Source organism: Klebsiella sp. B345 (assembly GCF_051131735.1).
GTDB lineage: Bacteria > Pseudomonadota > Gammaproteobacteria > Enterobacterales > Enterobacteriaceae > Klebsiella.
Genome location: NZ_CP180443.1, coordinates 2,438,982 through 2,462,150 on the forward strand (window position 1 = coordinate 2,438,982; position 23,169 = coordinate 2,462,150).

At 53.4% G+C, this 23,169-nt stretch carries 18 protein-coding genes, 1 tRNA gene and 4 rRNA genes; 12 read left to right on the forward strand and 11 right to left on the reverse strand.

Annotation, left to right across the window (positions count from 1 at the left end):
* Positions 1 to 79: 79 nt before the first annotated feature.
* The 6 genes from rng to csrD form a co-directional block, all read right to left on the reverse strand.
* Positions 80 to 1,549 carry a ribonuclease G gene (gene rng, locus ACMYSO_RS11460; protein WP_123756270.1) on the reverse strand — a complete coding sequence of 490 codons (1,470 nt, stop codon included), beginning with the start codon at positions 1,547 to 1,549 and terminating at the stop codon, positions 80 to 82.
* 2 nt (positions 1,550 to 1,551) lie between these two features.
* The gene (locus ACMYSO_RS11465; RefSeq protein ID WP_434670564.1) at positions 1,552 to 2,133 is read right to left on the reverse strand and encodes a Maf family protein; all 582 of its coding nucleotides are present in this window, start codon (positions 2,131 to 2,133) and stop codon (positions 1,552 to 1,554) included.
* Between the two features lie 7 nt (positions 2,134 to 2,140).
* On the reverse strand, positions 2,141 to 2,629 hold the full coding sequence (gene mreD / locus ACMYSO_RS11470) for a rod shape-determining protein MreD (RefSeq protein ID WP_123756268.1): 489 nt from the start codon (positions 2,627 to 2,629) through the stop codon (positions 2,141 to 2,143).
* On the reverse strand, positions 2,629 to 3,621 hold the full coding sequence (mreC, locus tag ACMYSO_RS11475; protein WP_123756267.1) for a rod shape-determining protein MreC: 993 nt from the start codon (positions 3,619 to 3,621) through the stop codon (positions 2,629 to 2,631). Before mreC ends, mreD begins: the two co-directional genes overlap by 1 nt.
* Positions 3,622 to 3,691: 70 nt before the next feature.
* Positions 3,692 to 4,735 carry a rod shape-determining protein MreB gene (mreB, locus tag ACMYSO_RS11480; protein WP_002918653.1) on the reverse strand — a complete coding sequence of 348 codons (1,044 nt, stop codon included), beginning with the start codon at positions 4,733 to 4,735 and terminating at the stop codon, positions 3,692 to 3,694.
* A gap of 304 nt (positions 4,736 to 5,039) precedes the next feature.
* On the reverse strand, positions 5,040 to 6,980 hold the full coding sequence (gene csrD / locus ACMYSO_RS11485) for an RNase E specificity factor CsrD (RefSeq protein WP_434670566.1): 1,941 nt from the start codon (positions 6,978 to 6,980) through the stop codon (positions 5,040 to 5,042).
* A 219-nt stretch (positions 6,981 to 7,199) separates the two neighbouring features.
* Here csrD and acuI point away from each other — a divergent pair, with 219 nt between their 5' ends.
* The 12 genes from acuI (at position 7,200) to ACMYSO_RS11545 (ending at position 17,457) form a co-directional block, all read left to right on the forward strand.
* Positions 7,200 to 8,174, forward strand: coding sequence for an acrylyl-CoA reductase (NADPH) (acuI, locus tag ACMYSO_RS11490; RefSeq protein ID WP_434670567.1), 975 nt, complete (start codon positions 7,200 to 7,202; stop codon positions 8,172 to 8,174).
* Positions 8,175 to 8,251: 77 nt separating this feature from the next.
* Positions 8,252 to 9,253 carry a protein-methionine-sulfoxide reductase catalytic subunit MsrP gene (gene msrP, locus ACMYSO_RS11495; protein ID WP_434670569.1) on the forward strand — a complete coding sequence of 334 codons (1,002 nt, stop codon included), beginning with the start codon at positions 8,252 to 8,254 and terminating at the stop codon, positions 9,251 to 9,253.
* Positions 9,253 to 9,852, forward strand: a complete 600-nt coding sequence (gene msrQ / locus ACMYSO_RS11500; RefSeq protein WP_434670571.1) for a protein-methionine-sulfoxide reductase heme-binding subunit MsrQ — start codon at positions 9,253 to 9,255, stop codon at positions 9,850 to 9,852. The genes msrP and msrQ overlap by 1 nt, the downstream gene beginning before the upstream one ends.
* 233 nt (positions 9,853 to 10,085) lie before the next feature.
* Positions 10,086 to 10,538 carry a type II 3-dehydroquinate dehydratase gene (aroQ, locus tag ACMYSO_RS11505; RefSeq protein WP_123756262.1) on the forward strand — a complete coding sequence of 151 codons (453 nt, stop codon included), beginning with the start codon at positions 10,086 to 10,088 and terminating at the stop codon, positions 10,536 to 10,538.
* A gap of 22 nt (positions 10,539 to 10,560) precedes the next feature.
* Complete coding sequence (gene accB / locus ACMYSO_RS11510; protein ID WP_434670572.1) at positions 10,561 to 11,025, forward strand: acetyl-CoA carboxylase biotin carboxyl carrier protein; 465 nt, start codon at positions 10,561 to 10,563, stop codon at positions 11,023 to 11,025.
* A gap of 10 nt (positions 11,026 to 11,035) precedes the next feature.
* Positions 11,036 to 12,385 carry an acetyl-CoA carboxylase biotin carboxylase subunit gene (accC, locus tag ACMYSO_RS11515; RefSeq protein ID WP_123756260.1) on the forward strand — a complete coding sequence of 450 codons (1,350 nt, stop codon included), beginning with the start codon at positions 11,036 to 11,038 and terminating at the stop codon, positions 12,383 to 12,385.
* Between the two features lie 111 nt (positions 12,386 to 12,496).
* Positions 12,497 to 12,739, forward strand: coding sequence for a YhdT family protein (locus tag ACMYSO_RS11520; RefSeq protein WP_434670573.1), 243 nt, complete (start codon positions 12,497 to 12,499; stop codon positions 12,737 to 12,739).
* Positions 12,729 to 14,180: a sodium/pantothenate symporter gene (gene panF / locus ACMYSO_RS11525; protein ID WP_123756258.1), complete on the forward strand. Its 1,452-nt coding sequence runs from the start codon at positions 12,729 to 12,731 to the stop codon at positions 14,178 to 14,180. Before ACMYSO_RS11520 ends, panF begins: the two co-directional genes overlap by 11 nt.
* Before the next feature lie 11 nt (positions 14,181 to 14,191).
* On the forward strand, positions 14,192 to 15,073 hold the full coding sequence (gene prmA / locus ACMYSO_RS11530) for a 50S ribosomal protein L11 methyltransferase (protein ID WP_434670574.1): 882 nt from the start codon (positions 14,192 to 14,194) through the stop codon (positions 15,071 to 15,073).
* A gap of 358 nt (positions 15,074 to 15,431) precedes the next feature.
* The gene (gene dusB / locus ACMYSO_RS11535; RefSeq protein ID WP_434582843.1) at positions 15,432 to 16,397 is read left to right on the forward strand and encodes a tRNA dihydrouridine synthase DusB; all 966 of its coding nucleotides are present in this window, start codon (positions 15,432 to 15,434) and stop codon (positions 16,395 to 16,397) included.
* 23 nt (positions 16,398 to 16,420) lie between these two features.
* Complete coding sequence (gene fis / locus ACMYSO_RS11540; RefSeq protein WP_000462905.1) at positions 16,421 to 16,717, forward strand: DNA-binding transcriptional regulator Fis; 297 nt, start codon at positions 16,421 to 16,423, stop codon at positions 16,715 to 16,717.
* 518 nt (positions 16,718 to 17,235) lie between these two features.
* Positions 17,236 to 17,457, forward strand: a complete 222-nt coding sequence (locus ACMYSO_RS11545) for a hypothetical protein (RefSeq protein ID WP_434582818.1) — start codon at positions 17,236 to 17,238, stop codon at positions 17,455 to 17,457.
* A 195-nt stretch (positions 17,458 to 17,652) separates the two neighbouring features.
* Here ACMYSO_RS11545 and rrf (ACMYSO_RS11550) read toward each other — a convergent pair.
* From rrf (ACMYSO_RS11550) to ACMYSO_RS11570, 5 genes are all read right to left on the reverse strand, one after another.
* Positions 17,653 to 17,768, reverse strand: a 5S ribosomal RNA gene (rrf, locus tag ACMYSO_RS11550).
* Between the two features lie 38 nt (positions 17,769 to 17,806).
* A tRNA-Thr gene (locus ACMYSO_RS11555) sits at positions 17,807 to 17,882 on the reverse strand.
* Positions 17,883 to 17,896: 14 nt separating this feature from the next.
* Positions 17,897 to 18,012, reverse strand: a 5S ribosomal RNA gene (rrf, locus tag ACMYSO_RS11560).
* Positions 18,013 to 18,107: 95 nt separating this feature from the next.
* Positions 18,108 to 21,012 (reverse strand): 23S ribosomal RNA (locus ACMYSO_RS11565).
* A gap of 232 nt (positions 21,013 to 21,244) precedes the next feature.
* Positions 21,245 to 22,785 (reverse strand): 16S ribosomal RNA (locus tag ACMYSO_RS11570).
* Together the 16S, 23S and 5S rRNA genes with 1 tRNA gene alongside form the textbook arrangement of a ribosomal RNA operon.
* Between the last annotated feature and the right edge of the window lie 384 nt (positions 22,786 to 23,169).

A 23,169-nucleotide genomic window follows, 5' to 3' on the forward strand; every position in this document is an offset into this window, starting at 1 on the left:
TCTGCGTCAGCGACCTTCACTTACGGTGAAGCATCGCCAGTTTGTGTCCATAAATGCGTGAACAGAGGCTGCCGGATGATTACATCATAACGACATCGAACTGCTCTTGATTATAGAGCGGCTCAATTTGAACTTTGACCTGCTTGCCAACAAAGATTTCGACTTCCGCTAGCGCGTGCGACTCTTCCCCTTTCAACGTTTCCGCAACAGCAGGAGAAGCATAGACCAGGAAACGATCGGAATCGTAGGCATGGTGCACACGGACAATCTCACGCATGATTTCATAGCACACGGTTTCGACCGATTTCACCGTACCGCGGCCATGACAGGTAGGGCAGTCTTTACACAATACATGCTCAACGCTTTCACGCGTACGCTTACGCGTCATTTCCACCAGCCCAAGCTGAGAGAAACCGTTAATACTGGTTTTTACCCGGTCTTTACTCAGTGCCTGCTCCAGTGAATGCAGTACCCGGCGGCGGTGATCCTCATTATTCATATCAATGAAATCAATGATAATAATACCGCCCAGATTGCGCAGACGTAGCTGGCGGGCAATGGCTTGAGTCGCCTCGATATTGGTATTGAAGATGGTATCGTCGAGATTACGGTGGCCCACGAATGCACCGGTGTTGATATCCACGGTGGTCATCGCTTCCGTCTGGTCGATAACCAGATAGCCACCAGATTTCAGCTCTACTTTGCGCTCCAGCGCACGCTGGATCTCGTTCTCAACGTCAAAGAGATCGAAGATTGGCTGGCGACCGCTGTAATGCTCCAGCTTGCTGGTCATCTCAGGCATATATTCGGCAGTAAACTCGACCAGCGATTCATAAGTCAGGCGAGAGTCGACGCGAATGCGATCGAGGTGTTCGTCGGCAAAGTCACGCAGCACGCGCTGAGCCAGCGCCAGCTCGCCGTAGAGTTGATAGCGCGTCTGCTGACGTTTCTTACGCTCCATGACCTTGGTCCAGACCCGCTTAAGATACGCGGCATCGGCAGCCAGTTCCTGTTCGTGTACACCTTCCGCGGCGGTACGAATGATAAAGCCGCCCTGCTCATCACAGTAGTCGGCCACCACGCGCTTCAACCGTTCGCGTTCCGCTTCACTTTCAATACGCTGGGATACGCCAACGTGAGAAGCCCCGGGCATAAACACCAGATAGCGGGAGGGGAGCGTAATATCGGTGGTCAGGCGGGCGCCTTTAGTGCCGAGGGGATCTTTCACCACCTGTACCATCAGGTCCTGGCCCTGGCGCACCAGCTCAGAAATATCACGCACGGTGAACTGCTTTTGCTCTTCCCCGGCAACGCATTCGGTATGCGGCATAATATCTGACGCATGCAGGAATGCGGCTTTATCCAGGCCAATATCTACAAAAGCCGCCTGCATTCCCGGCAGCACACGACTGACACGCCCTTTGTAGATATTGCCTACGATCCCGCGCCGCGCTTCACGCTCAATATGAATTTCCTGCAGAATACCGCCATCAATGTACGCAACGCGCGTCTCTGATGGTGTTACGTTAACGAGTAGTTCAGCCGTCATCTTTATCCCTTTTCTTCACGCAGTGAGTTAAAGTTACTCAGCAACTCATACGTTTCTACCAGCGGTAAGCCGACTACGGCGTGATAGCTGCCATTTATCTTCCTGACGAAACAGCCACCCAACCCTTGAATACCGTATGCACCTGCTTTATCGAGCGGTTCGCCGCTGGCCACGTAGCCGGCAATATCCTGCTCTGAGAGCAGGCGGAAGGTCACTTCCGTCATCACCAGGCAATCCAGCGTCTGTTGCTTGTCAGCCAACGCCACGGCCGTCATGACCTGATGCGTTTTACCGGAAAGCATACGCAGCATCTCTGCGGCATGGCCAGCGTCGCGGGGTTTTTCCAGCACTTCGCCGTTCAGTATGACGATGGTATCCGCACCCAGCACCGGCAGATCCCGTTCGGCCAGAGTCACGCCCGCCTGCGCTTTTTCGCGCGCCAGACGAACGACATAATGCTCAGCGCTCTCCTGCGGCAAACGTTGTTCCTCAATGCCGGGAACCAGACGTTCAAAACACAGACCCATTTGCGTCAGCAATTCCTGCCGACGCGGAGAGCCAGAAGCGAGATACAACATCATCATATCAACCTTATTGCACCGCAAATTGCTGACGCACCTTACGCATCAGGAGGAATAACCAGGGCCACAGCACACCGTTTACTACACTACTCCAGAACACTTCCGGACGGAAAGAGACGTTGATCACTAAAAACTCTGACCAGAAAACAACGATATCCACCGCGAGCGATAGCATCATGACCACCAGCGCCTGCTGCCAGAGTGCCAGATTACGGAACAGCTGATATTTCAGAGCGACCAGATAAGCAATGATACTTAACGATAGTGCGCGAACGCCCAGTGTCGACCCGCTGATGAGGTCAAGGATCGCCCCCATCACGAAACCGGTGCCGACGTTGACTCGATGCGGTAAGGCGAGGATCCAGTAAAGCAGAATAAGGAACACCCAGTTTGGCCGGTAGACGGTAAGATCCGCCGGCCAGGGCATGACCTGCAGCAATAGAGCGATAAGAAACGAGAGCCAGATAACCCAGCGTCCCTGGCTTCGGTAGCTTGCCACTATTGCCCCCCTGCAGGCAGAGGTTGCGCAGGTGGCGTCAGGCCAGTTGCTGGCGCAGGCATTTGCGGCCCCATAGCATCCGGCGCCGGCAGAACCTGCGGCATCATCTGCATCAGGCGCTCATTGGCCACACGATGGACTTCTTCCGGTGTCATCGGGTTAGCCCCGTTGCGATCGGCACCCCACAGCAGCAGCAGGTAGCGCAGACGCTGCAGACCGGCGGTCGGACGCGCCTGAATAACCGTATAGGCACGCTGCGTATCCAGCTTCACGGAAGAAACCACCCCGACCGGGTAACCTTCCGGGAAGCGCCCACCGAGACCAGAGGTCACCAGCACATCACCGACGCGAATATCGGTATTGGCCGGCAGGTGTTCCAGTTGCAAATCGTCTGTACAGCCGTTCCCGGCCGCAATCACGCGGATATCATTACGCAGTACCTGAATAGGCAAGGCATGGGTCGCATCGCAAATCAGCAGAACGCGGCTGGTCAGCTTCGCCACCGCCACGACCTGGCCGACAACACCTTTGTCACTGATCACCGGCTGGCCTTCATAAACGCCGTTGACGCTGCCTTTATCGATGACAACCTGATCGCTGTAAGGATCGTTAACCGTTGAGATGACCTGGGTCACCATTTTTTGCTCATCCTGGCGCAGGGGCGAACCCAGCAGTTCACGCAGACGCGCGTTCTCCTGCTTGTACTGACCCAGCATCAGCAAATCGCTGTTCTTTAACAGCAACTCCTGGCGCAGTGCACGGTTTTCCAGTTCGAGCTGATCGCGGGTAGCCAGCGTTTGCGACACGCTGTCCAGTAATTCCCGGGGACCATTTGAGACAAAGTAGAAAGGACTGACGGCTGTGTCCATATACGTTCGGATCTGACTGAACGTACCTAAGCGGCTGTCGGCGATAATCACGCCAAGCGCCACCAAAACCGCCAGAATAAGGCGAATCTGTAGCGACGGGCCACGGCTAAAAATTGGCTTCATAGGCTATGCGTATTCTCGTGTCAGTTAAGACCAGGGGTAGCGTTTACGACTACCCCAGACCTTCGGCTGACTACTCTTCGCTAAACAAGTCGCCGCCGTGCATGTCGATCATTTCCAGCGCTTTACCGCCGCCACGCGCGACGCAAGTCAGTGGATCTTCTGCAACTACGACAGGAATACCTGTCTCTTCCATCAACAGACGGTCAAGGTTACGCAGCAGCGCACCACCGCCAGTCAGCACCATGCCGCGCTCGGAGATATCAGAAGCCAGTTCTGGCGGACACTGTTCCAGTGCGACCATTACCGCGCTCACGATGCCGGTCAGCGGTTCCTGCAGGGCTTCGAGAATTTCATTTGAGTTCAGGGTAAAGCCACGTGGCACACCTTCTGCCAGGTTACGACCACGAACTTCGATCTCACGCACTTCATCACCCGGGTATGCCGAGCCGATTTCATGCTTGATACGTTCAGCTGTCGCTTCACCGATCAGTGAGCCGTAGTTACGACGCACATAATTAATCACGGCTTCATCGAAACGGTCACCGCCGATACGTACGGAAGAGGAGTACACCACGCCGTTCAGGGAGATAACCGCCACTTCTGTGGTACCACCACCAATATCCACCACCATTGAACCGGTGGCTTCAGATACCGGCAGGCCCGCACCGATTGCAGCCGCCATCGGCTCTTCAATCAGGAAGACTTCACGCGCGCCAGCGCCCTGCGCAGATTCACGAATCGCACGACGTTCAACCTGTGTCGCGCCAACCGGCACACACACCAGAACACGCGGGCTCGGACGCATGAAGCTATTGCTATGCACCTGTTTGATGAAGTGCTGGAGCATCTTTTCAGTAACGAAGAAGTCGGCAATGACGCCGTCTTTCATCGGGCGAATCGCCGCGATATTGCCCGGAGTACGCCCGAGCATCTGCTTCGCTTCATGACCAACAGCAGCGACGCTTTTCGGCGAACCGGCACGATCCTGACGAATGGCCACAACTGAAGGCTCATTCAATACGATGCCTTGTCCTTTTACATAGATGAGGGTATTCGCAGTACCCAGGTCAATGGACAGGTCATTGGAAAACATGCCACGAAATTTTTTTAACATACTAAGGGATAATCCTGAAAGCTGGGGCGGAAAACAAAATCCGCTTACTTTACCAACCACACGCAGCAGCGACAAGGCGCAAAAATCATCTGCTACGGTGAAAATTAGTGCAGTTCATGTCCTTTGTTACAAATTTACCGGGTCCATTCAGTGCTGAAATGTTCAGCAGCGCTCCGCGCTTGAATCCGTAACCCGTTAAAGGTCATTTACTGGCATTTACATTGCGATAATCCGGCAGGTAGACAAGCACACCCCCTTCACTATGGCGCGCGTTATTCTACGTGAAATCACGCTAAACGGCAGATCAAACCGAGTATCTTTGCGAATATTTTTTCACATTTGTGTCAAGTGGCTGTGAGGCGGCAAAAAATTCCCCCTGACCACCGGTGACACCGCACTGAGACAGCACCTGCCACTCGCTACGGCTCCGGACTCCCGTGGCAAAAACCTGAACCGGCATGCCCTTACAGGCTTCCACCAGGCTCTGCACCAGCAGCTGGTTCTCACTGCGCTTTTCTATATTGCGCGACAGCCCCGGATGCAGCTTAATGACTTCGACGTCCAACTGCTTGATCCAGCTGGTTCCAACCAGCGTTAATCCAGCCTGAACAACCGCCACACGTATACCCAAAGCGTTCACCAGGCGCATGACCGGTTGTAAGCGGCCGATATATTGACAAACATCTGCCTCTGCAAGTTCAAAAATAATCCGTCGCCGTTGCGATTTTTCACATTGCATCAAAGTATCACGCAACCAGCGCTGAAAACGCGGCCGGATCAATGACTCAACGGTAACCTGCAGCGCCAGGTTTTCTTCTGGCCAAAAGCTTAAAAACGGCAGCAGTCGCGTTACCTGCAGGCGGTCATACTCTTCCGCCAGGCCAAACTGCTGCACCATCGGCATATATTCCGCCGCGATAACCTCTTCCGTCCCGTCGTACAGTCGTGACATCAGTTCGCGATGATGAACCCGACCGTCACGCGTTACCGCCGGTTTCTGATACAAACGGGGTCCCCCGCGACTGAGCATCTGCTCAATCAGCGTGCGCCAACGGACGTTACCGCGCCCTTTCTCCGGTAACGAATCATCATAAACTGCCCAGCTATTGCTGCCCTGTAGTACCGCATTGCGGGTGGCAGCCTCAGCACGTTCCATCACCTGTGCCGCGGTCTGGCCACTACGGAAAGCACAGATGCCGATATGCATCATGTCGTCACGGTCAAGAATGCGGGTCGGAGGCAGTGCATCAACCGCTTTTAACAGCAGTCCGGCAATGCTATCGGCTTCTTTTAAGGTGCGATGAGGGAGGAGCACCGCAAAATCACTGCGGTGATAACGCGCCAGCAGCGCGCCTGGGTAACGCATAATAAAAGTAGAAAGCAGGTTGATGAGCGTGAAGTAATGCTCTTCGGCAGCCGCGCGTCCCCAGTTATCACGGAGCAGGTCGAACTCCGGCAGACGAATCATCATGACGATACCGTGTGACCCGACTTTTTCCTGATCTTCCAGCAGGGTAGCCAGCTGATTATCAAAAAACAGGCGATTGCTTAGCCCGGTTTTCGAATCCTGCGCGGCATAAGAACGAATAAGTGTATCCATACGGCTGCGCTGATCGCTGGCAAATTGCAGTTCAGAAAGCAGCATATCCAGCGCGCTACTGGTACTCGCTGGCCACTCGTGTACCGACCCTCTCACCTGAGGGCCGCGCTCGCCGCTGAGGATGCGCGCCGCCCTCATTTCCAGCAGCTCCTGCCCCGCCAGTTGACGACGAACCCAGCGTACGGAGAAGAAAATCGCCAGCACCATCAAGCCAATAGCAATAGATAATGGTGCAGTGGTATGCAGCGCGCGGAAATAGTTCACCATCGGGTCGAGATAGACCAGATGAAACGTCATCCCCGGGTGTTTTAACGACGGTACAATGATTTCACGATACTGATTATTACTTCCCGGCGGACGATAGCTGTCGCTACGAGAGTGGCTGTATACCGACTTCCCGCCGAGCAGGAAATCCACCCGGACGATCTCGACCGGCGTCATCAGCTCATCCATCTGCGGCTCAAGCTTATCAAAGGAAGAAGTCACCAGGCGGTTATCCAACATCGTCGCCACAGCCTGGATGCGATTCTCCATTTTGAGCTGGATACCGTTATAGAAACTCAGCGAAGCGCCTATAAGCGTGACAAAGATGGTCAGGCTGGTAAGCAGCGTAACAAATGCTGAGAACTTCGTCGTTAATCGCATCCCTGTGTTAACTCCGCGAGTGAATGACCGCCCGATAGAAATTCAGGCTCCTGTACTAGCACTATACCTAAAGTAAGCACTAACTTTCTAAAGCGCGAGGCATACTATCAAAGCTGGCGTATCTGGCAATTTATTGCGTTAAATCGGCGTAATAATGCCGATAGCGAGTATAGTCTGCAGAAAAATTTTTCCAATCTTTGTACATATAAGGACCCGCATATGCAGGCTTTAATATTAGAACAGCAAGATGGCAAAACAATCTCTTCGGTGCAAACCATCGACGCAGGGCAGCTGCCGCAAGGCGATGTAACCGTCGATATTCAGTGGTCCAGCCTCAACTATAAAGATGCGCTGGCAATCACCGGCAAGGGAAAAATCATTCGAAACTTTCCGATGATTCCTGGCATCGATTTCGCCGGCACGGTTCACGCCAGCGAAGATCCCCGCTTCCACAGTGGCCAGAAAGTGCTGCTGACCGGCTGGGGCGTCGGTGAAAACCACTGGGGCGGCCTGGCAGAGCGTGCCCGGGTGAAAGGTGACTGGCTGGTCGCCATGCCCGCAGGCCTGGATGGCCGCAAAGCTATGGCTATCGGCACCGCCGGTTTTACCGCCATGCTGTGCGTGATGGCGCTGGAAGATGCTGGTATTCGCCCGCAGGACGGTGAGATCGTGGTGACGGGCGCCAGCGGCGGCGTTGGCAGCACCGCCATTGCGCTGCTGCATCAGCTTGGTTACCAGGTCGTCGCGGTCTCGGGTCGCGAAAGCACGCATGAATACCTGAAAAGCCTAGGCGCTCAACGCATTCTCGGGCGTGAAGAGTTTGCCGAAACCCGTCCGCTGGAAAAACAGCTGTGGGCTGGCGCGGTTGATACCGTCGGGGATAAAGTGCTGGCGAAAGTGCTGGCACAGATGAACTATGGTGGTTGCGTCGCCGCCTGTGGCCTGGCTGGAGGTTTCGCGCTGCCCACCACGGTTATGCCATTTATTTTGCGTAACGTCCGTCTACAGGGCGTGGACTCCGTGATGACCCCACCGGCACGCCGCGCGGAAGCCTGGCAACGTCTGGTCCGCGATCTACCGGAATCATTCTACGCCACCAGCACCACTGAGATCGCCCTCGCAGAAGCGCCGGCATTCGCCGACAAAATCATCAATAACCAGATCCAGGGCCGGACGCTGGTGAAGATCGCCTAATCTGCAATTTTTCGTGACATATTCGCGATAACGCTTCGCCTCCGTCATGCTTAGAAAAAAGCATGCCGGAGGATGTCATGAAACCCAAAAAACTCACGGAAGCCGATGTAACGGCCGAATCCGTTTTTATGCTGCAGCGCCGCCAGGTGCTAAAAACGCTCGGTATTACCGCTACGGCCCTTTCACTTTCTCCTGTCGCCCAGGCCGATCTTCTGGATTGGTTCAAAGGCCATGACCGCCCTCCCGCCCCGGCAGGTAAAGCATTAACCTTCGACAAACCCGCACAATGGCAAAACTCACTCGCACTCACGCCAGAAGATAAAGTCGCGGGCTACAACAATTTCTATGAATTTGGCCTCGATAAAGCCGACCCCGCCGCCAATGCAGGCAGCCTGCGAACTGACCCCTGGACGCTGACTATTGGCGGTGAAGTCGCTAAACCGCTGACTCTTGATCATGATGACCTCACCAGGCGTTTTCCACTGGAAGAACGCATTTACCGGATGCGCTGCGTAGAGGCCTGGTCGATGGTGGTGCCGTGGGTCGGTTTCCCGTTGCATAAACTGCTGACGCTGGTTGAACCCACCAGCAATGCCCGGTTTGTGGCGTTTAAAACGATCTACGCGCCGGACCAGATGCCGGGGCAGAAAGACCGCTTTATCGGCGGCGGACTGGCTTATCCTTATGTGGAAGGGTTGCGACTGGACGAAGCGATGCATCCCCTGACGTTATTGAGCGTCGGCGTTTACGGGAAAGCCCTGCCGCCGCAAAATGGGGCGCCGGTGCGCCTGACCGTGCCGTGGAAATATGGTTTTAAAGGCATTAAATCTATCGTCAGTATCGAGCTGACCCGCGAGCGTCCCCCCACCACCTGGAATCTGGCGGGTCCGGAAGAATATGGCTTCTACGCCAATGTGAATCCGCATGTCGATCATCCTCGCTGGTCGCAGGCCACAGAACGCTTTATCGGTTCAGGGGGCGTGCTCGACGTTAAGCGTCAACCAACTTTGTTATTCAACGGCTATGCCGACGACGTGGCATCGCTCTATCGGGGTCTCAATTTGCGGGAGAACTACTAGTGCGCCTGAGTGTAAAACAGATTACCTGGCTGAAAGTGGCTCTCCACCTGGCTGGTTTTTTACCGTTCATCTGGCTGTTCTGGGCCAGACAGCAAGGCTACTTTAGCGCCGACCCGGCAAAAGATATTCAACACTTTACCGGTAGGATGGCTCTTAAATTTTTGCTCGCGACCTTGCTTGTTTCGCCGCTGGCACGCTACGCTAAACAACCATTATTGATTCGTACCCGCCGTTTGTTGGGATTATGGTGTTTCGCTTGGGCGACGCTGCATCTCACCAGTTACACATTGCTGGAGTTAGGGATCAACAACCTGGCGCTGCTGGGTTCAGAGGTGGTTAGCAGACCGTATCTCACCCTGGGTTTTATCAGTTGGTTGATTTTGCTGGTGCTGGCCGCGACTTCTACCCAGGCACTACAGCGAAAATTAGGTCGTCGCTGGCAAACATTGCACAACTTCGTCTATCTGGTGGCGATCCTCGCACCAGTTCATTACCTGTGGTCGGTGAAAATTTTATCCCCACAACCGGTGATTTATGCGGTACTCGCCGCACTGCTTTTAGTATGGCGTTACAAGAAGTTCCGTCAGTGGTGGCGTTAATCACCGGATATGTGCAGTTTCCCGCAGATCTTTTATCAACCGCGACGCTTTTAACAATAGCGGTTGATAATCTTCCCTGATAAGACCAGTATTTAGCTGCCAAATGCTACGAAATCGTTATAATGTGCGACTTTGGTTTTCCTGACGGGGTTTTCGGACTCTGAAAAGGTGACAAGCGCGCTTCGAAGGTATATTTTGTTTTTTACCCGAGAATGGCAGGAGATAGCCGCACAATGGCTGACAAGTTTCGCATTTTGCTTTTAAACGGACCCAACCTTAACATGCTTGGAACACGCGAGCCTGAGAAGTACGGAACCCTTAAGCTTTCTGAGATTGTTAACCAATTGCAGTCAGAAGCCTCGGCTTTGAATGTAACGCTGGATCACCTGCAGTCCAATGCGGAATTCGCGCTCATCGACCGAATTCATCAGGCTAAAGACACTGTGGACTATATCCTGATTAATCCGGCCGCGTTTACGCACACCAGCGTGGCTATCCGCGATGCGTTACTTGCGGTGAGTATCCCGTTTATCGAGATCCACCTGAGCAACGTACATGCACGCGAACCGTTCCGTCACCACTCCTATCTGTCGGATATCGCCTCGGGCGTCATCTGCGGACTTGGTGCGGACGGCTATTCATACGCTTTACAGACGGCGGTAAAACGCCTGTCACAATCACACTAAACAAAGAGTACGGAACCCACTCATGGATATTCGTAAGATTAAAAAGCTGATCGAGCTGGTTGAAGAATCAGGCATCTCCGAACTGGAAATTTCTGAAGGCGAAGAGTCTGTACGCATCAGCCGTGCCGCACCGAATGCGGGCTACCCGGTCATGCAACAGGCCTATGCCGCACCAATGATGCAGGCTCCGGTTGCAGCGACAGTACCAGCAGCTGCCGCTCAGGCAGAAGCACCGGCGAAAGCAGAAATCAGCGGTCACATCGTACGTTCCCCAATGGTCGGTACTTTCTACCGTACCCCGAGCCCGGACGCTAAAGCGTTTGTGGAAATCGGTCAGAAAGTTAACGTGGGCGACACCCTGTGCATCGTAGAAGCAATGAAAATGATGAACCAGATCGAAGCCGATAAAGCCGGCGTGGTGAAAGCCATTCTGATCGAAAGTGGCCAACCGGTAGAATTTGACGAGCCGCTAGTAGTCATCGAGTAACGAGGCGAACATGCTGGATAAAATTGTTATCGCCAACCGTGGCGAGATTGCACTGCGTATCCTGCGTGCCTGTAAAGAACTGGGCATCAAGACCGTTGCTGTGCACTCCACTGCGGATCGCGATCTAAAACACGTATTGTTAGCGGATGAGACGGTCTGTATCGGCCCGGCTCCGTCCGTAAAAAGCTATCTGAATATCCCGGCGATCATCAGCGCGGCTGAAATCACCGGTGCAGTGGCTATCCACCCGGGCTACGGCTTCCTCTCGGAGAACGCGAACTTCGCCGAGCAGGTAGAACGTTCTGGCTTTATCTTTATCGGCCCGAAAGCCGACACTATTCGCCTGATGGGCGACAAAGTGTCGGCCATCACCGCGATGAAGAAAGCGGGGGTTCCTACCGTTCCAGGTTCTGACGGCCCTCTGGGCGAAGATATGGATGCTAACCGTGCCCATGCGAAACGCATCGGCTACCCGGTTATCATCAAAGCGTCCGGCGGCGGCGGCGGTCGCGGTATGCGCGTTGTGCGCAGCGATGCCGAACTGGCGCAATCCATCTCCATGACCAAAGCTGAAGCAAAAGCCGCGTTCAACAATGACATGGTCTACATGGAAAAGTACCTGGAAAATCCGCGTCACATCGAGATCCAGGTACTGGCTGACGGCCAGGGCAATGCTATCTATCTGGCAGAGCGCGACTGTTCTATGCAGCGTCGTCACCAGAAAGTGGTCGAAGAAGCGCCAGCACCGGGTATTACTCCCGAACTACGCCGTTACATCGGCGAGCGCTGCTCCAAAGCCTGTGTCGATATCGGCTATCGTGGCGCCGGGACTTTCGAGTTCCTGTTCGAAAACGGCGAGTTCTACTTCATTGAGATGAATACCCGTATTCAGGTTGAACACCCGGTCACTGAAATGATCACCGGCGTTGACCTGATCAAAGAACAGCTGCGTATTGCTGCGGGTCAACCGCTGTCCATCAAGCAAGAAGAAGTTCATGTCCGTGGCCATGCGGTTGAATGCCGTATCAACGCCGAAGACCCGAACACCTTCCTGCCGAGCCCGGGAAAAATTACCCGCTTCCACGCGCCTGGCGGTTTTGGTGTGCGCTGGGAGTCTCATATCTACGCAGGCTATACCGTGCCTCCGTACTATGACTCAATGATTGGCAAGCTGATTTGCTACGGTGAAAACCGTGATGTTGCCATCTCACGCATGAAAAATGCGCTGCAGGAACTGATCATCGATGGTATCAAAACCAACGTCGATCTGCAGATTCGTATCATGAATGACGAGAATTTCCAGCACGGTGGAACCAACATCCACTATCTGGAGAAAAAACTCGGTCTGCAGGAAAAATAATCCTGCCCATGCAGCAAAAGGCCGGTTAATCCGGCCTTTTTTCTTTTTCTCTCCCCTCGTCTTTACCATGCGGTACAATCCCCGCTTTCTTCATCCTCCCGGGACTTAAAAATGGACAAACGGTTTGTTCAGGCCCACAAAGAAGCGCGCTGGGCGCTGTGGCTGACCCTTCTCTATCTTGCCGCCTGGCTGGTAACGGCTTACCTACCGGGTAATGGCATTGGCATCACCGGTCTGCCGCACTGGTTCGAAATGGCCTGCCTGCTGGTGCCCCTGCTGTTTACGCTGCTGTGCTGGGCCATGGTGAAGTTTATCTACTGCGATATTCCTCTGGAGGATGACGATGCAGCCTGAAGTGATCCTGCCGCTGGTCGCCTACCTGGTGGTGGTGTTTGGCCTGTCGATTTATGCGATGCGCAAACGCACGACCGGCACCTTCCTCAACGAATATTTTCTCGGCAGCCGTTCAATGGGCGGCTTCGTGCTGGCCATGACCCTGACCGCCACCTATATCAGCGCCAGTTCATTCATTGGTGGCCCGGGTGCGGCCTATAAATACGGGCTTGGCTGGGTTCTGCTGGCGATGATCCAGCTGCCTGCCGTGTGGTTGTCTCTGGGCGTGCTGGGAAAAAAATTCGCGATCCTTGCCCGTCGTTATAACGCGGTGACCCTCAACGATATGCTGTTCGCTCGCTACCAAAGCCGTCTGCTGGTGTGGCTGGCAAGCCTCAGCCTGCTGGTTGCGTTTATCGGCGCAATGACGGTGCAGTTTATCGGCGGCGCGCGATTACTAGAAACCGCTGCCGGTATCCCGTACGAAACCGGCCTGCTGATTTTCGGCATCAGTATCGCGCTCTACACTGCTTTCGGCGGCTTTCGCGCCAGCGTGCTGAATGACGCAATGCAGGGGCTGGTGATGCTGGTTGGCACCATCGTGCTGCTGGTCGGGATCGTTCATGCCGCGGGGGGGCTGAGCCAGGCGGTGCAGACCCTGGAACACATCGATCCGAAGCTGGTTGCTCCTCAGGGAGCAGACGATATTCTGTCACCGACCTTTATGACCTCTTTCTGGGTGCTGGTCTGTTTTGGGGTTATCGGGCTGCCGCATACGGCGGTGCGCTGTATCTCCTATAAAGACAGCAAAGCGGTGCACCGCGGGATTATTCTCGGTACCATCGTGGTGGCGATCCTGATGTTTGGTATGCATCTCGCCGGCGCCCTGGGACGTGCAGTGATCCCGGATCTGACTATTCCGGATCTGGTGATCCCGACGCTGATGGTGAAAGTGCTGCCGCCGTTTGCCGCCGGGATCTTCCTTGCTGCACCGATGGCGGCGATCATGTCGACGATCAACGCGCAGTTATTACAGAGTTCCGCTACGATCATTAAGGATTTGTACCTGAACCTGCACCCGGAGCAGCTGCATAACGAGAAACGCCTGAAGCGGATGTCGGCGCTGATTACGCTGATTCTCGGCGCGCTGCTGCTGCTGGCGGCCTGGCGACCACCTGAGATGATCATCTGGCTGAACCTGTTAGCCTTTGGTGGCCTGGAAGCGGTGTTCTTATGGCCGCTCGTGCTGGGACTTTATTGGGAGCGTGCGAATGCGGCCGGTGCGCTCAGCGCCATGCTGGTCGGCGGCATACTGTATGCCGTTCTCGCCACGTTCAAGATTCAGTACCTGGGCTTTCATCCGATCGTGCCCTCGCTGCTGCTAAGTTTGCTGGCTTTTGTGGTGGGAAACCGTTTTGGTCAACCCGTACCACCGGCCCCTATTATGACTACTGACAAATAAAGAGTTTTGCTATGCCATGGATCCAACTGAAACTGAACACCACCGGCGCACACGCTGAAGAGCTGAGTGACGCGCTGATGGAGGCTGGTGCAGTCTCCATCACCTTCCAGGATACCCACGATACACCGGTATTCGAACCGCTGCCGGGCGAAACCCGCCTGTGGGGCGATACTGATGTTATCGGCCTGTTTGATGCCGAAAGCGATATGCATGAGGTCGTGGCTATCCTTGAGAACCATCCACTGCTGGGAACGGGTTTTGCGCATAAAATCGAACAGCTGGAAGATAAAGACTGGGAACGCGAATGGATGGATAACTTCCACCCGATGCGTTTCGGCGAGCGCCTGTGGATTTGCCCGAGCTGGCGTGACGTGCCGGATGAAAACGCGGTCAACGTGATGCTCGATCCGGGCCTCGCATTTGGTACTGGCACGCACCCGACCACCTCGCTGTGCCTGCAGTGGCTGGATAGCCTGGATCTGACGGGCAAAACGATCATCGATTTCGGCTGTGGTTCGGGCATCCTGGCCATTGCCGCGCTAAAGCTCGGCGCAGCCAAAGCAATCGGCATTGATATCGACCCCCAGGCGATTCAGGCCAGCCGTGATAACGCCGAACGCAATGGCGTCTCTGACCGTCTGGAACTTTACTTACCGCAGGACCAGCCAGACGCGCTGAGCGCCGATGTCGTGGTCGCCAACATTCTGGCAGGCCCATTACGTGAGCTAGCCCCGTTAATCAGCGTGCTGCCCGTTTCAGGCGGTCTGCTGGGCCTTTCCGGTATTCTTGCCAGCCAGGCGGAAAGCGTCTGCGAGGCGTATATCGATCGCTTTACTCTCGACCCGGTGGTGGAGAAAGAAGAGTGGTGCCGCATTACCGGCCAGCGCAAATAACTCCGCAGTGCGGCCTGCGGGCCGCCCTTTGTTTCCAGTAACCGCTGAATGACGTCAAGAAATGAGAGCCAGATCGCATTACGAAGCGCTTTTTTGGCTACAAAAACAGCGTTTTATACCGTCAATGACCACCTTTTTCTAAGAAAAATCGAGAAGTTTTGCGATTTTATAAATGGGCACAAATTATCCGCTATTGATTAAGGCAATGATTAATATGGTAATTTAATCATCACTTTTATATCGATACTCGATTCATTGATCTGTGACAGAGGATTGCTCAAAGTTTGGCCTTTCATCTCGTGCAAAAAATGCGTAATATACGCCGCCTTGCAGTCACAGTATGGTCATTTCTTAATTCATGCGCATCGGACACTATCAGCTCAGAAATCGCCTGATCGCAGCGCCTATGGCTGGCATCACTGACAGACCATTCAGGACGTTGTGTTATGAGATGGGAGCCGGTTTAACCGTTTCCGAGATGATGTCCTCCAACCCTCAGGTTTGGGAGAGTGACAAGTCCCGTTTACGGATGGTGCACGTTGATGAGCCCGGTATTCGTACCGTGCAAATCGCCGGTAGCGTACCGGAAGAGATGGCCGCAGCCGCCCGGATTAACGTGGAAAGCGGTGCCCAGATTATTGATATTAATATGGGGTGCCCGGCGAAAAAGGTGAATCGTAAGCTCGCAGGTTCAGCCCTCTTGCAGTATCCCGATCAGGTGAAGTTAATCCTGACGGCGGTCGTCAAGGCAGTGGACGTTCCTGTGACACTCAAGATTCGCACCGGTTGGGAGCCGGAACACCGTAACTGTGTAGAGATTGCCCAACTGGCCGAAGACTGCGGCATTCAGGCTCTGACCATTCATGGACGCACTCGCGCCTGTTTGTTCAATGGCGAAGCTGAATACGACAGCATTCGGGCAGTTAAGCAGAAAGTTTCCATTCCGATTATCGCGAATGGTGACATTACTGACCCGCTTAAAGCCAGAGCTGTGCTCGACTATACGGGAGCTGATGCTCTGATGATAGGACGCGCAGCTCAGGGAAGACCCTGGATCTTTCGGGAAATCCAGCATTATCTGGACACTGGAGAGCTGCTTGCGCCACTGCCACTGGCAGAGGTTAAGCGCTTACTTTGCGCACATGTTCGGGAATTGCATGACTTTTACGGTCAGGCAAAAGGGTACCGAATTGCGCGTAAACACGTATCCTGGTATCTCCAGGAGCACGCTCCAAATGACCAGTTTCGGCGCACATTCAACGCCATAGAGGATGCCAGCGAACAGCTGGAGGCGTTGGAGGCATACTTCGAAAATCTTGCGTAATGAAATAAAGAGCTGACAGAACTATGTTCGAACAACGCGTAAATTCTGACGTACTGACCGTTTCTACCGTTAACTCTCAGGATCAGGTAACTCAAAAACCCCTGCGTGACTCGGTTAAACAGGCACTGAAGAACTATTTTGCTCAACTGAATGGTCAGGATGTGAATGACCTGTATGAGCTAGTACTGGCTGAAGTTGAACAGCCCCTGTTGGACATGGTGATGCAATACACCCGTGGTAACCAGACCCGTGCGGCCCTGATGATGGGTATCAACCGTGGTACTCTGCGTAAAAAACTGAAAAAATACGGCATGAACTGATACTAATCAGTTAATTGCTGGTGATAAAAGGCGCTCTTCGGCATGGGGAAGCGCCTTTTTATTTTCTGGCTCCTCTCTCCCCTAAACATCTTTCTGCTGCAACAGCGCGTGCGACATGAAAGTGAATAAAACGCACATCACGCGATCGTTGGTAAAATATTAGCCTGCCCCAAAGAGGTGGCCGGGAAGTCAATGTCGTGGATTCTGGGCGCTCTCATCGGCATATGATACCCTCTGCGCTGTTTAACGGCTGATACCCTCCCACTCAAGACCAGAGAGCTAAAGTATTAGTTTCAGACCTTTCACCGCACCTGGCTTACGAAGCCGTCAAAAATAGATTTCTTTGCTCCACTCTGCATATTTTCCACATAATCCCACAGCCTTCTCCATGATGTTTACGCTGGTCATAAATTGAGATTATTTCGCCTGCCGGGCCCTGATATTGCTGATGGTAAAATAACGCATTCCGTCATGTATCTGAATCGATACCACCAGGCGGTTTATTCAGAGGTCCTGTCATGAAAAAATTAATTATAGTGTCACTGCTGGCGACTTTACTCGCAGGCTGTGCTCACGATTCCCCCTGCGTGCCGGTCTATGATTCTGAGGGCAGACTGGTCCATACCAACACCTGTATGAAAGGGACCACCCAGGATAACTGGGAAACGGCAGGCGCTATCGCAGGCGGCGCTGCAGCCGTTGCCGGTTTAACTCTTGGGATTGTGGCGTTAACTCGTTAAGTTTGAGCACAGCGGCTTACTAGCAGATAAAACAAAGGGCCCCGTCGCAAGACGGAGCCCTTTTATATTATTTGGGCCTGATGTACGCCGGGCTTTCCTGCCCGCCACATTCCGTGGCCGTTGCAACTACTCACCGGCAAACAACAGATAAGCAAAAGGCTCAGTCTTTCGACTGAGCCTTTTGCTTTATTTGATGCCTGGCAATTCCCTACTCTCACATGGGGAGACCCCACACTACCATCGGCGCTACGGCGTTTCACTTCTGAGTTCGGCATGGGGTCAGGTGGGACCACCGCGCTCTCGTCGCCAGGCAAATTCTTTTCAAAGTACCGAACTTTAACCTAAAAACTGGTGCTGATACCCAGAGTCGAACTGGGGACCTCACCCTTACCAAGGGTGCGCTCTACCAACTGAGCCATATCAGCACACTAAATTTGATGCCTGGCAGTTCCCTACTCTCACATGGGGAGACCCCACACTACCATCGGCGCTACGGCGTTTCACTTCTGAGTTCGGCATGGGGTCAGGTGGGACCACCGCGCTATCGCCGCCAGGCAAATTCTGTTATCAACACGTCCTGAAGACGCATCAACTAATCTGTATCAGGCTGAAAATCTTCTCTCTGTCCACCAAAACAGCTTTGGCGTTGTAAGGTTAAGCCTCACGGTTCATTAGTATCGGTTAGCTCAACGTATCGCTACGCTTACACACCCGACCTATCAACGTCGTCGTCTTCAACGTTCCTTCAGGACTCTCAAGGAGTCAGGGAGAACTCATCTCGGGGCAAGTTTCGTGCTTAGATGCTTTCAGCACTTATCTTTTCCGCATTTAGCTACCGGGCAATGCCATTGGCATGACAACCCGAACACCAGTGATGCGTCCACTCCGGTCCTCTCGTACTAGGAGCAGCCCCCCTCAATTCTCCAGCGCCCACGGCAGATAGGGACCGAACTGTCTCACGACGTTCTAAACCCAGCTCGCGTACCACTTTAAACGGCGAACAGCCGTACCCTTGGGACCTACTTCAGCCCCAGGATGTGATGAGCCGACATCGAGGTGCCAAACACCGCCGTCGATATGAACTCTTGGGCGGTATCAGCCTGTTATCCCCGGAGTACCTTTTATCCGTTGAGCGATGGCCCTTCCATTCAGAACCACCGGATCACTATGACCTGCTTTCGCACCTGCTCGCGCCGTCACGCTCGCAGTCAAGCTAGCTTATGCCATTGCACTAACCTCCTGATGTCCGACCAGGATTAGCTAACCTTCGTGCTCCTCCGTTACTCTTTGGGAGGAGACCGCCCCAGTCAAACTACCCACCAGACACTGTCCGCAACCCGGATCACGGGTCTACGTTAGAACATCAAACATTAAAGGGTGGTATTTCAAGGTTGGCTCCACGCAGACTGGCGTCCACGCTTCAAAGCCTCCCACCTATCCTACACATCAAGGCTCAATGTTCAGTGTCAAGCTATAGTAAAGGTTCACGGGGTCTTTCCGTCTTGCCGCGGGTACACTGCATCTTCACAGCGAGTTCAATTTCACTGAGTCTCGGGTGGAGACAGCCTGGCCATCATTACGCCATTCGTGCAGGTCGGAACTTACCCGACAAGGAATTTCGCTACCTTAGGACCGTTATAGTTACGGCCGCCGTTTACCGGGGCTTCGATCAAGAGCTTCTCCTTACGGATAACCCCATCAATTAACCTTCCGGCACCGGGCAGGCGTCACACCGTATACGTCCACTTTCGTGTTTGCACAGTGCTGTGTTTTTAATAAACAGTTGCAGCCAGCTGGTATCTTCGACTGATTTCAGCTCCATGAGCAAGTCACTTCACTTACCATCAGCGTGCCTTCTCCCGAAGTTACGGCACCATTTTGCCTAGTTCCTTCACCCGAGTTCTCTCAAGCGCCTTGGTATTCTCTACCTGACCACCTGTGTCGGTTTGGGGTACGATTTGATGTTACCTGATGCTTAGAGGCTTTTCCTGGAAGCAGGGCATTTGTTACTTCAGCACCGTAGTGCCTCGTCATCACACCTCAGCGTTAACAAGCGTCCGGATTTACCTAAACGCTCCGCCTACATGCTTAAACCGGGACAACCGTCGCCCGGCTAACATAGCCTTCTCCGTCCCCCCTTCGCAGTAACACCGAGTACAGGAATATTAACCTGTTTCCCATCGACTACGCCTTTCGGCCTCGCCTTAGGGGTCGACTCACCCTGCCCCGATTAACGTTGGACAGGAACCCTTGGTCTTCCGGCGAGCGGGCTTTTCACCCGCTTTATCGTTACTTATGTCAGCATTCGCACTTCTGATACCTCCAGCAACCCTCACAGGCCACCTTCAACGGCTTACAGAACGCTCCCCTACCCAACAACACATAGTGTCGCTGCCGCAGCTTCGGTGCATGGTTTAGCCCCGTTACATCTTCCGCGCAGGCCGACTCGACCAGTGAGCTATTACGCTTTCTTTAAATGATGGCTGCTTCTAAGCCAACATCCTGGCTGTCTGTGCCTTCCCACATCGTTTCCCACTTAACCATGACTTTGGGACCTTAGCTGGCGGTCTGGGTTGTTTCCCTCTTCACGACGGACGTTAGCACCCGCCGTGTGTCTCCCGTGATAACATTCTTCGGTATTCGTAGTTTGCATCGGGTTGGTAAGTCGGGATGACCCCCTAGCCGAAACAGTGCTCTACCCCCGAAGATGAATTCACGAGGCGCTACCTAAATAGCTTTCGGGGAGAACCAGCTATCTCCCGGTTTGATTGGCCTTTCACCCCCAGCCACAAGTCATCCGCTAATTTTTCAACATTAGTCGGTTCGGTCCTCCAGTTAGTGTTACCCAACCTTCAACCTGCCCATGGCTAGATCACCGGGTTTCGGGTCTATACCCTGCAACTTAACGCCCAGTTAAGACTCGGTTTCCCTGCGGCTCCCCTATACGGTTAACCTTGCTACAGAATATAAGTCGCTGACCCATTATACAAAAGGTACGCAGTCACCTAACAAGTAGGCTCCCACTGCTTGTACGTACACGGTTTCAGGTTCTTTTTCACTCCCCTCGCCGGGGTTCTTTTCGCCTTTCCCTCACGGTACTGGTTCACTATCGGTCAGTCAGGAGTATTTAGCCTTGGAGGATGGTCCCCCATATTCAGACAGGATACCACGTGTCCCGCCCTACTCTTCGAGTTCACAACGTGTGCATTTTAGTGTACGGGGCTATCACCCTGTACCGCCGGACTTTCCAGACCGTTCCACTAACACACGCGCTGATTCAGACTCTGGGCTCCTCCCCGTTCGCTCGCCGCTACTGGGGGAATCTCGGTTGATTTCTTTTCCTCGGGGTACTTAGATGTTTCAGTTCCCCCGGTTCGCTTCGTTAAGCTATGTATTCACTTAACGATAGTGTGTCGAAACACACTGGGTTTCCCCATTCGGAAATCGCCGGTTATAACGGTTCATATCACCTTACCGACGCTTATCGCAGATTAGCACGTCCTTCATCGCCTCTGACTGCCAGGGCATCCACCGTGTACGCTTAGTCGCTTAACCTCACAACCCGAAGCTGTTTCGTAAAACAGTTCGCATTGCGAAAATTTGAGAGACTCGAACACACCGCTTTTCCTTTCTTATTACGGAGAAAGGAAACAGTGTGTCGTTTCAATTTTCAGCTTGATCCAGATTTTTAAAGAGCAAAATTTCACAATGCACTTCACAGTACATTTTGAAATTTATCATTCATCAGACAATCTGTGTGGACACTACAAAGGCAGGTTCTTTCAGGTAAGGAGGTGATCCAACCGCAGGTTCCCCTACGGTTACCTTGTTACGACTTCACCCCAGTCATGAATCACAAAGTGGTAAGCGCCCTCCCGAAGGTTAAGCTACCTACTTCTTTTGCAACCCACTCCCATGGTGTGACGGGCGGTGTGTACAAGGCCCGGGAACGTATTCACCGTAGCATTCTGATCTACGATTACTAGCGATTCCGACTTCATGGAGTCGAGTTGCAGACTCCAATCCGGACTACGACATACTTTATGAGGTCCGCTTGCTCTCGCGAGGTCGCTTCTCTTTGTATATGCCATTGTAGCACGTGTGTAGCCCTACTCGTAAGGGCCATGATGACTTGACGTCATCCCCACCTTCCTCCAGTTTATCACTGGCAGTCTCCTTTGAGTTCCCGGCCGGACCGCTGGCAACAAAGGATAAGGGTTGCGCTCGTTGCGGGACTTAACCCAACATTTCACAACACGAGCTGACGACAGCCATGCAGCACCTGTCTCAGAGTTCCCGAAGGCACCAAAGCATCTCTGCTAAGTTCTCTGGATGTCAAGAGTAGGTAAGGTTCTTCGCGTTGCATCGAATTAAACCACATGCTCCACCGCTTGTGCGGGCCCCCGTCAATTCATTTGAGTTTTAACCTTGCGGCCGTACTCCCCAGGCGGTCGACTTAACGCGTTAGCTCCGGAAGCCACTCCTCAAGGGAACAACCTCCAAGTCGACATCGTTTACAGCGTGGACTACCAGGGTATCTAATCCTGTTTGCTCCCCACGCTTTCGCACCTGAGCGTCAGTCTTTGTCCAGGGGGCCGCCTTCGCCACCGGTATTCCTCCAGATCTCTACGCATTTCACCGCTACACCTGGAATTCTACCCCCTCTACAAGACTCAAGCTTGCCAGTTTCAAATGCAGTTCCCAGGTTGAGCCCGGGGATTTCACATCTGACTTAACAAACCGCCTGCGTGCGCTTTACGCCCAGTAATTCCGATTAACGCTTGCACCCTCCGTATTACCGCGGCTGCTGGCACGGAGTTAGCCGGTGCTTCTTCTGCGAGTAACGTCAATCACTAAGGTTATTAACCTTAATGCCTTCCTCCTCGCTGAAAGTACTTTACAACCCGAAGGCCTTCTTCATACACGCGGCATGGCTGCATCAGGCTTGCGCCCATTGTGCAATATTCCCCACTGCTGCCTCCCGTAGGAGTCTGGACCGTGTCTCAGTTCCAGTGTGGCTGGTCATCCTCTCAGACCAGCTAGGGATCGTCGCCTAGGTGAGCCATTACCCCACCTACTAGCTAATCCCATCTGGGCACATCTGATGGCATGAGGCCCGAAGGTCCCCCACTTTGGTCTTGCGACGTTATGCGGTATTAGCTACCGTTTCCAGTAGTTATCCCCCTCCATCAGGCAGTTTCCCAGACATTACTCACCCGTCCGCCGCTCGTCACCCAGAGAGCAAGCTCTCCTGTGCTACCGCTCGACTTGCATGTGTTAGGCCTGCCGCCAGCGTTCAATCTGAGCCATGATCAAACTCTTCAATTTAAGTTTGATGCTCGTGAATTAAACTTCGTAATGAATTACGTATGTTCACTCAGAGACTTGGTATTCATTTTTCGTCCGAGGACGTTAAGAATCCATGTCACTTTGAGTGCCCACACAGATTGTCTGATAAATTGTTAAAGAGCAGTGCGACGGCGCTTAGCGCTCTGTCGCGAGGTGGCGTATATTACGCTTTCCTCTTTCAGAGTCAACCTCATTTTCAGAAGTTTTTCTCTTTCCGACCCGGCTTACTCTGTGAAGTTGTTCACATTTGCCGTGTCAGTGGGAGCGCATTATAGGGATCCGATTTTTTTGCACAAGCCTTTTATCGATCTTTTTTTCCAAGTGATGGTTTTTCACCCTTTTCGCGGTGTTATTACCCAATTC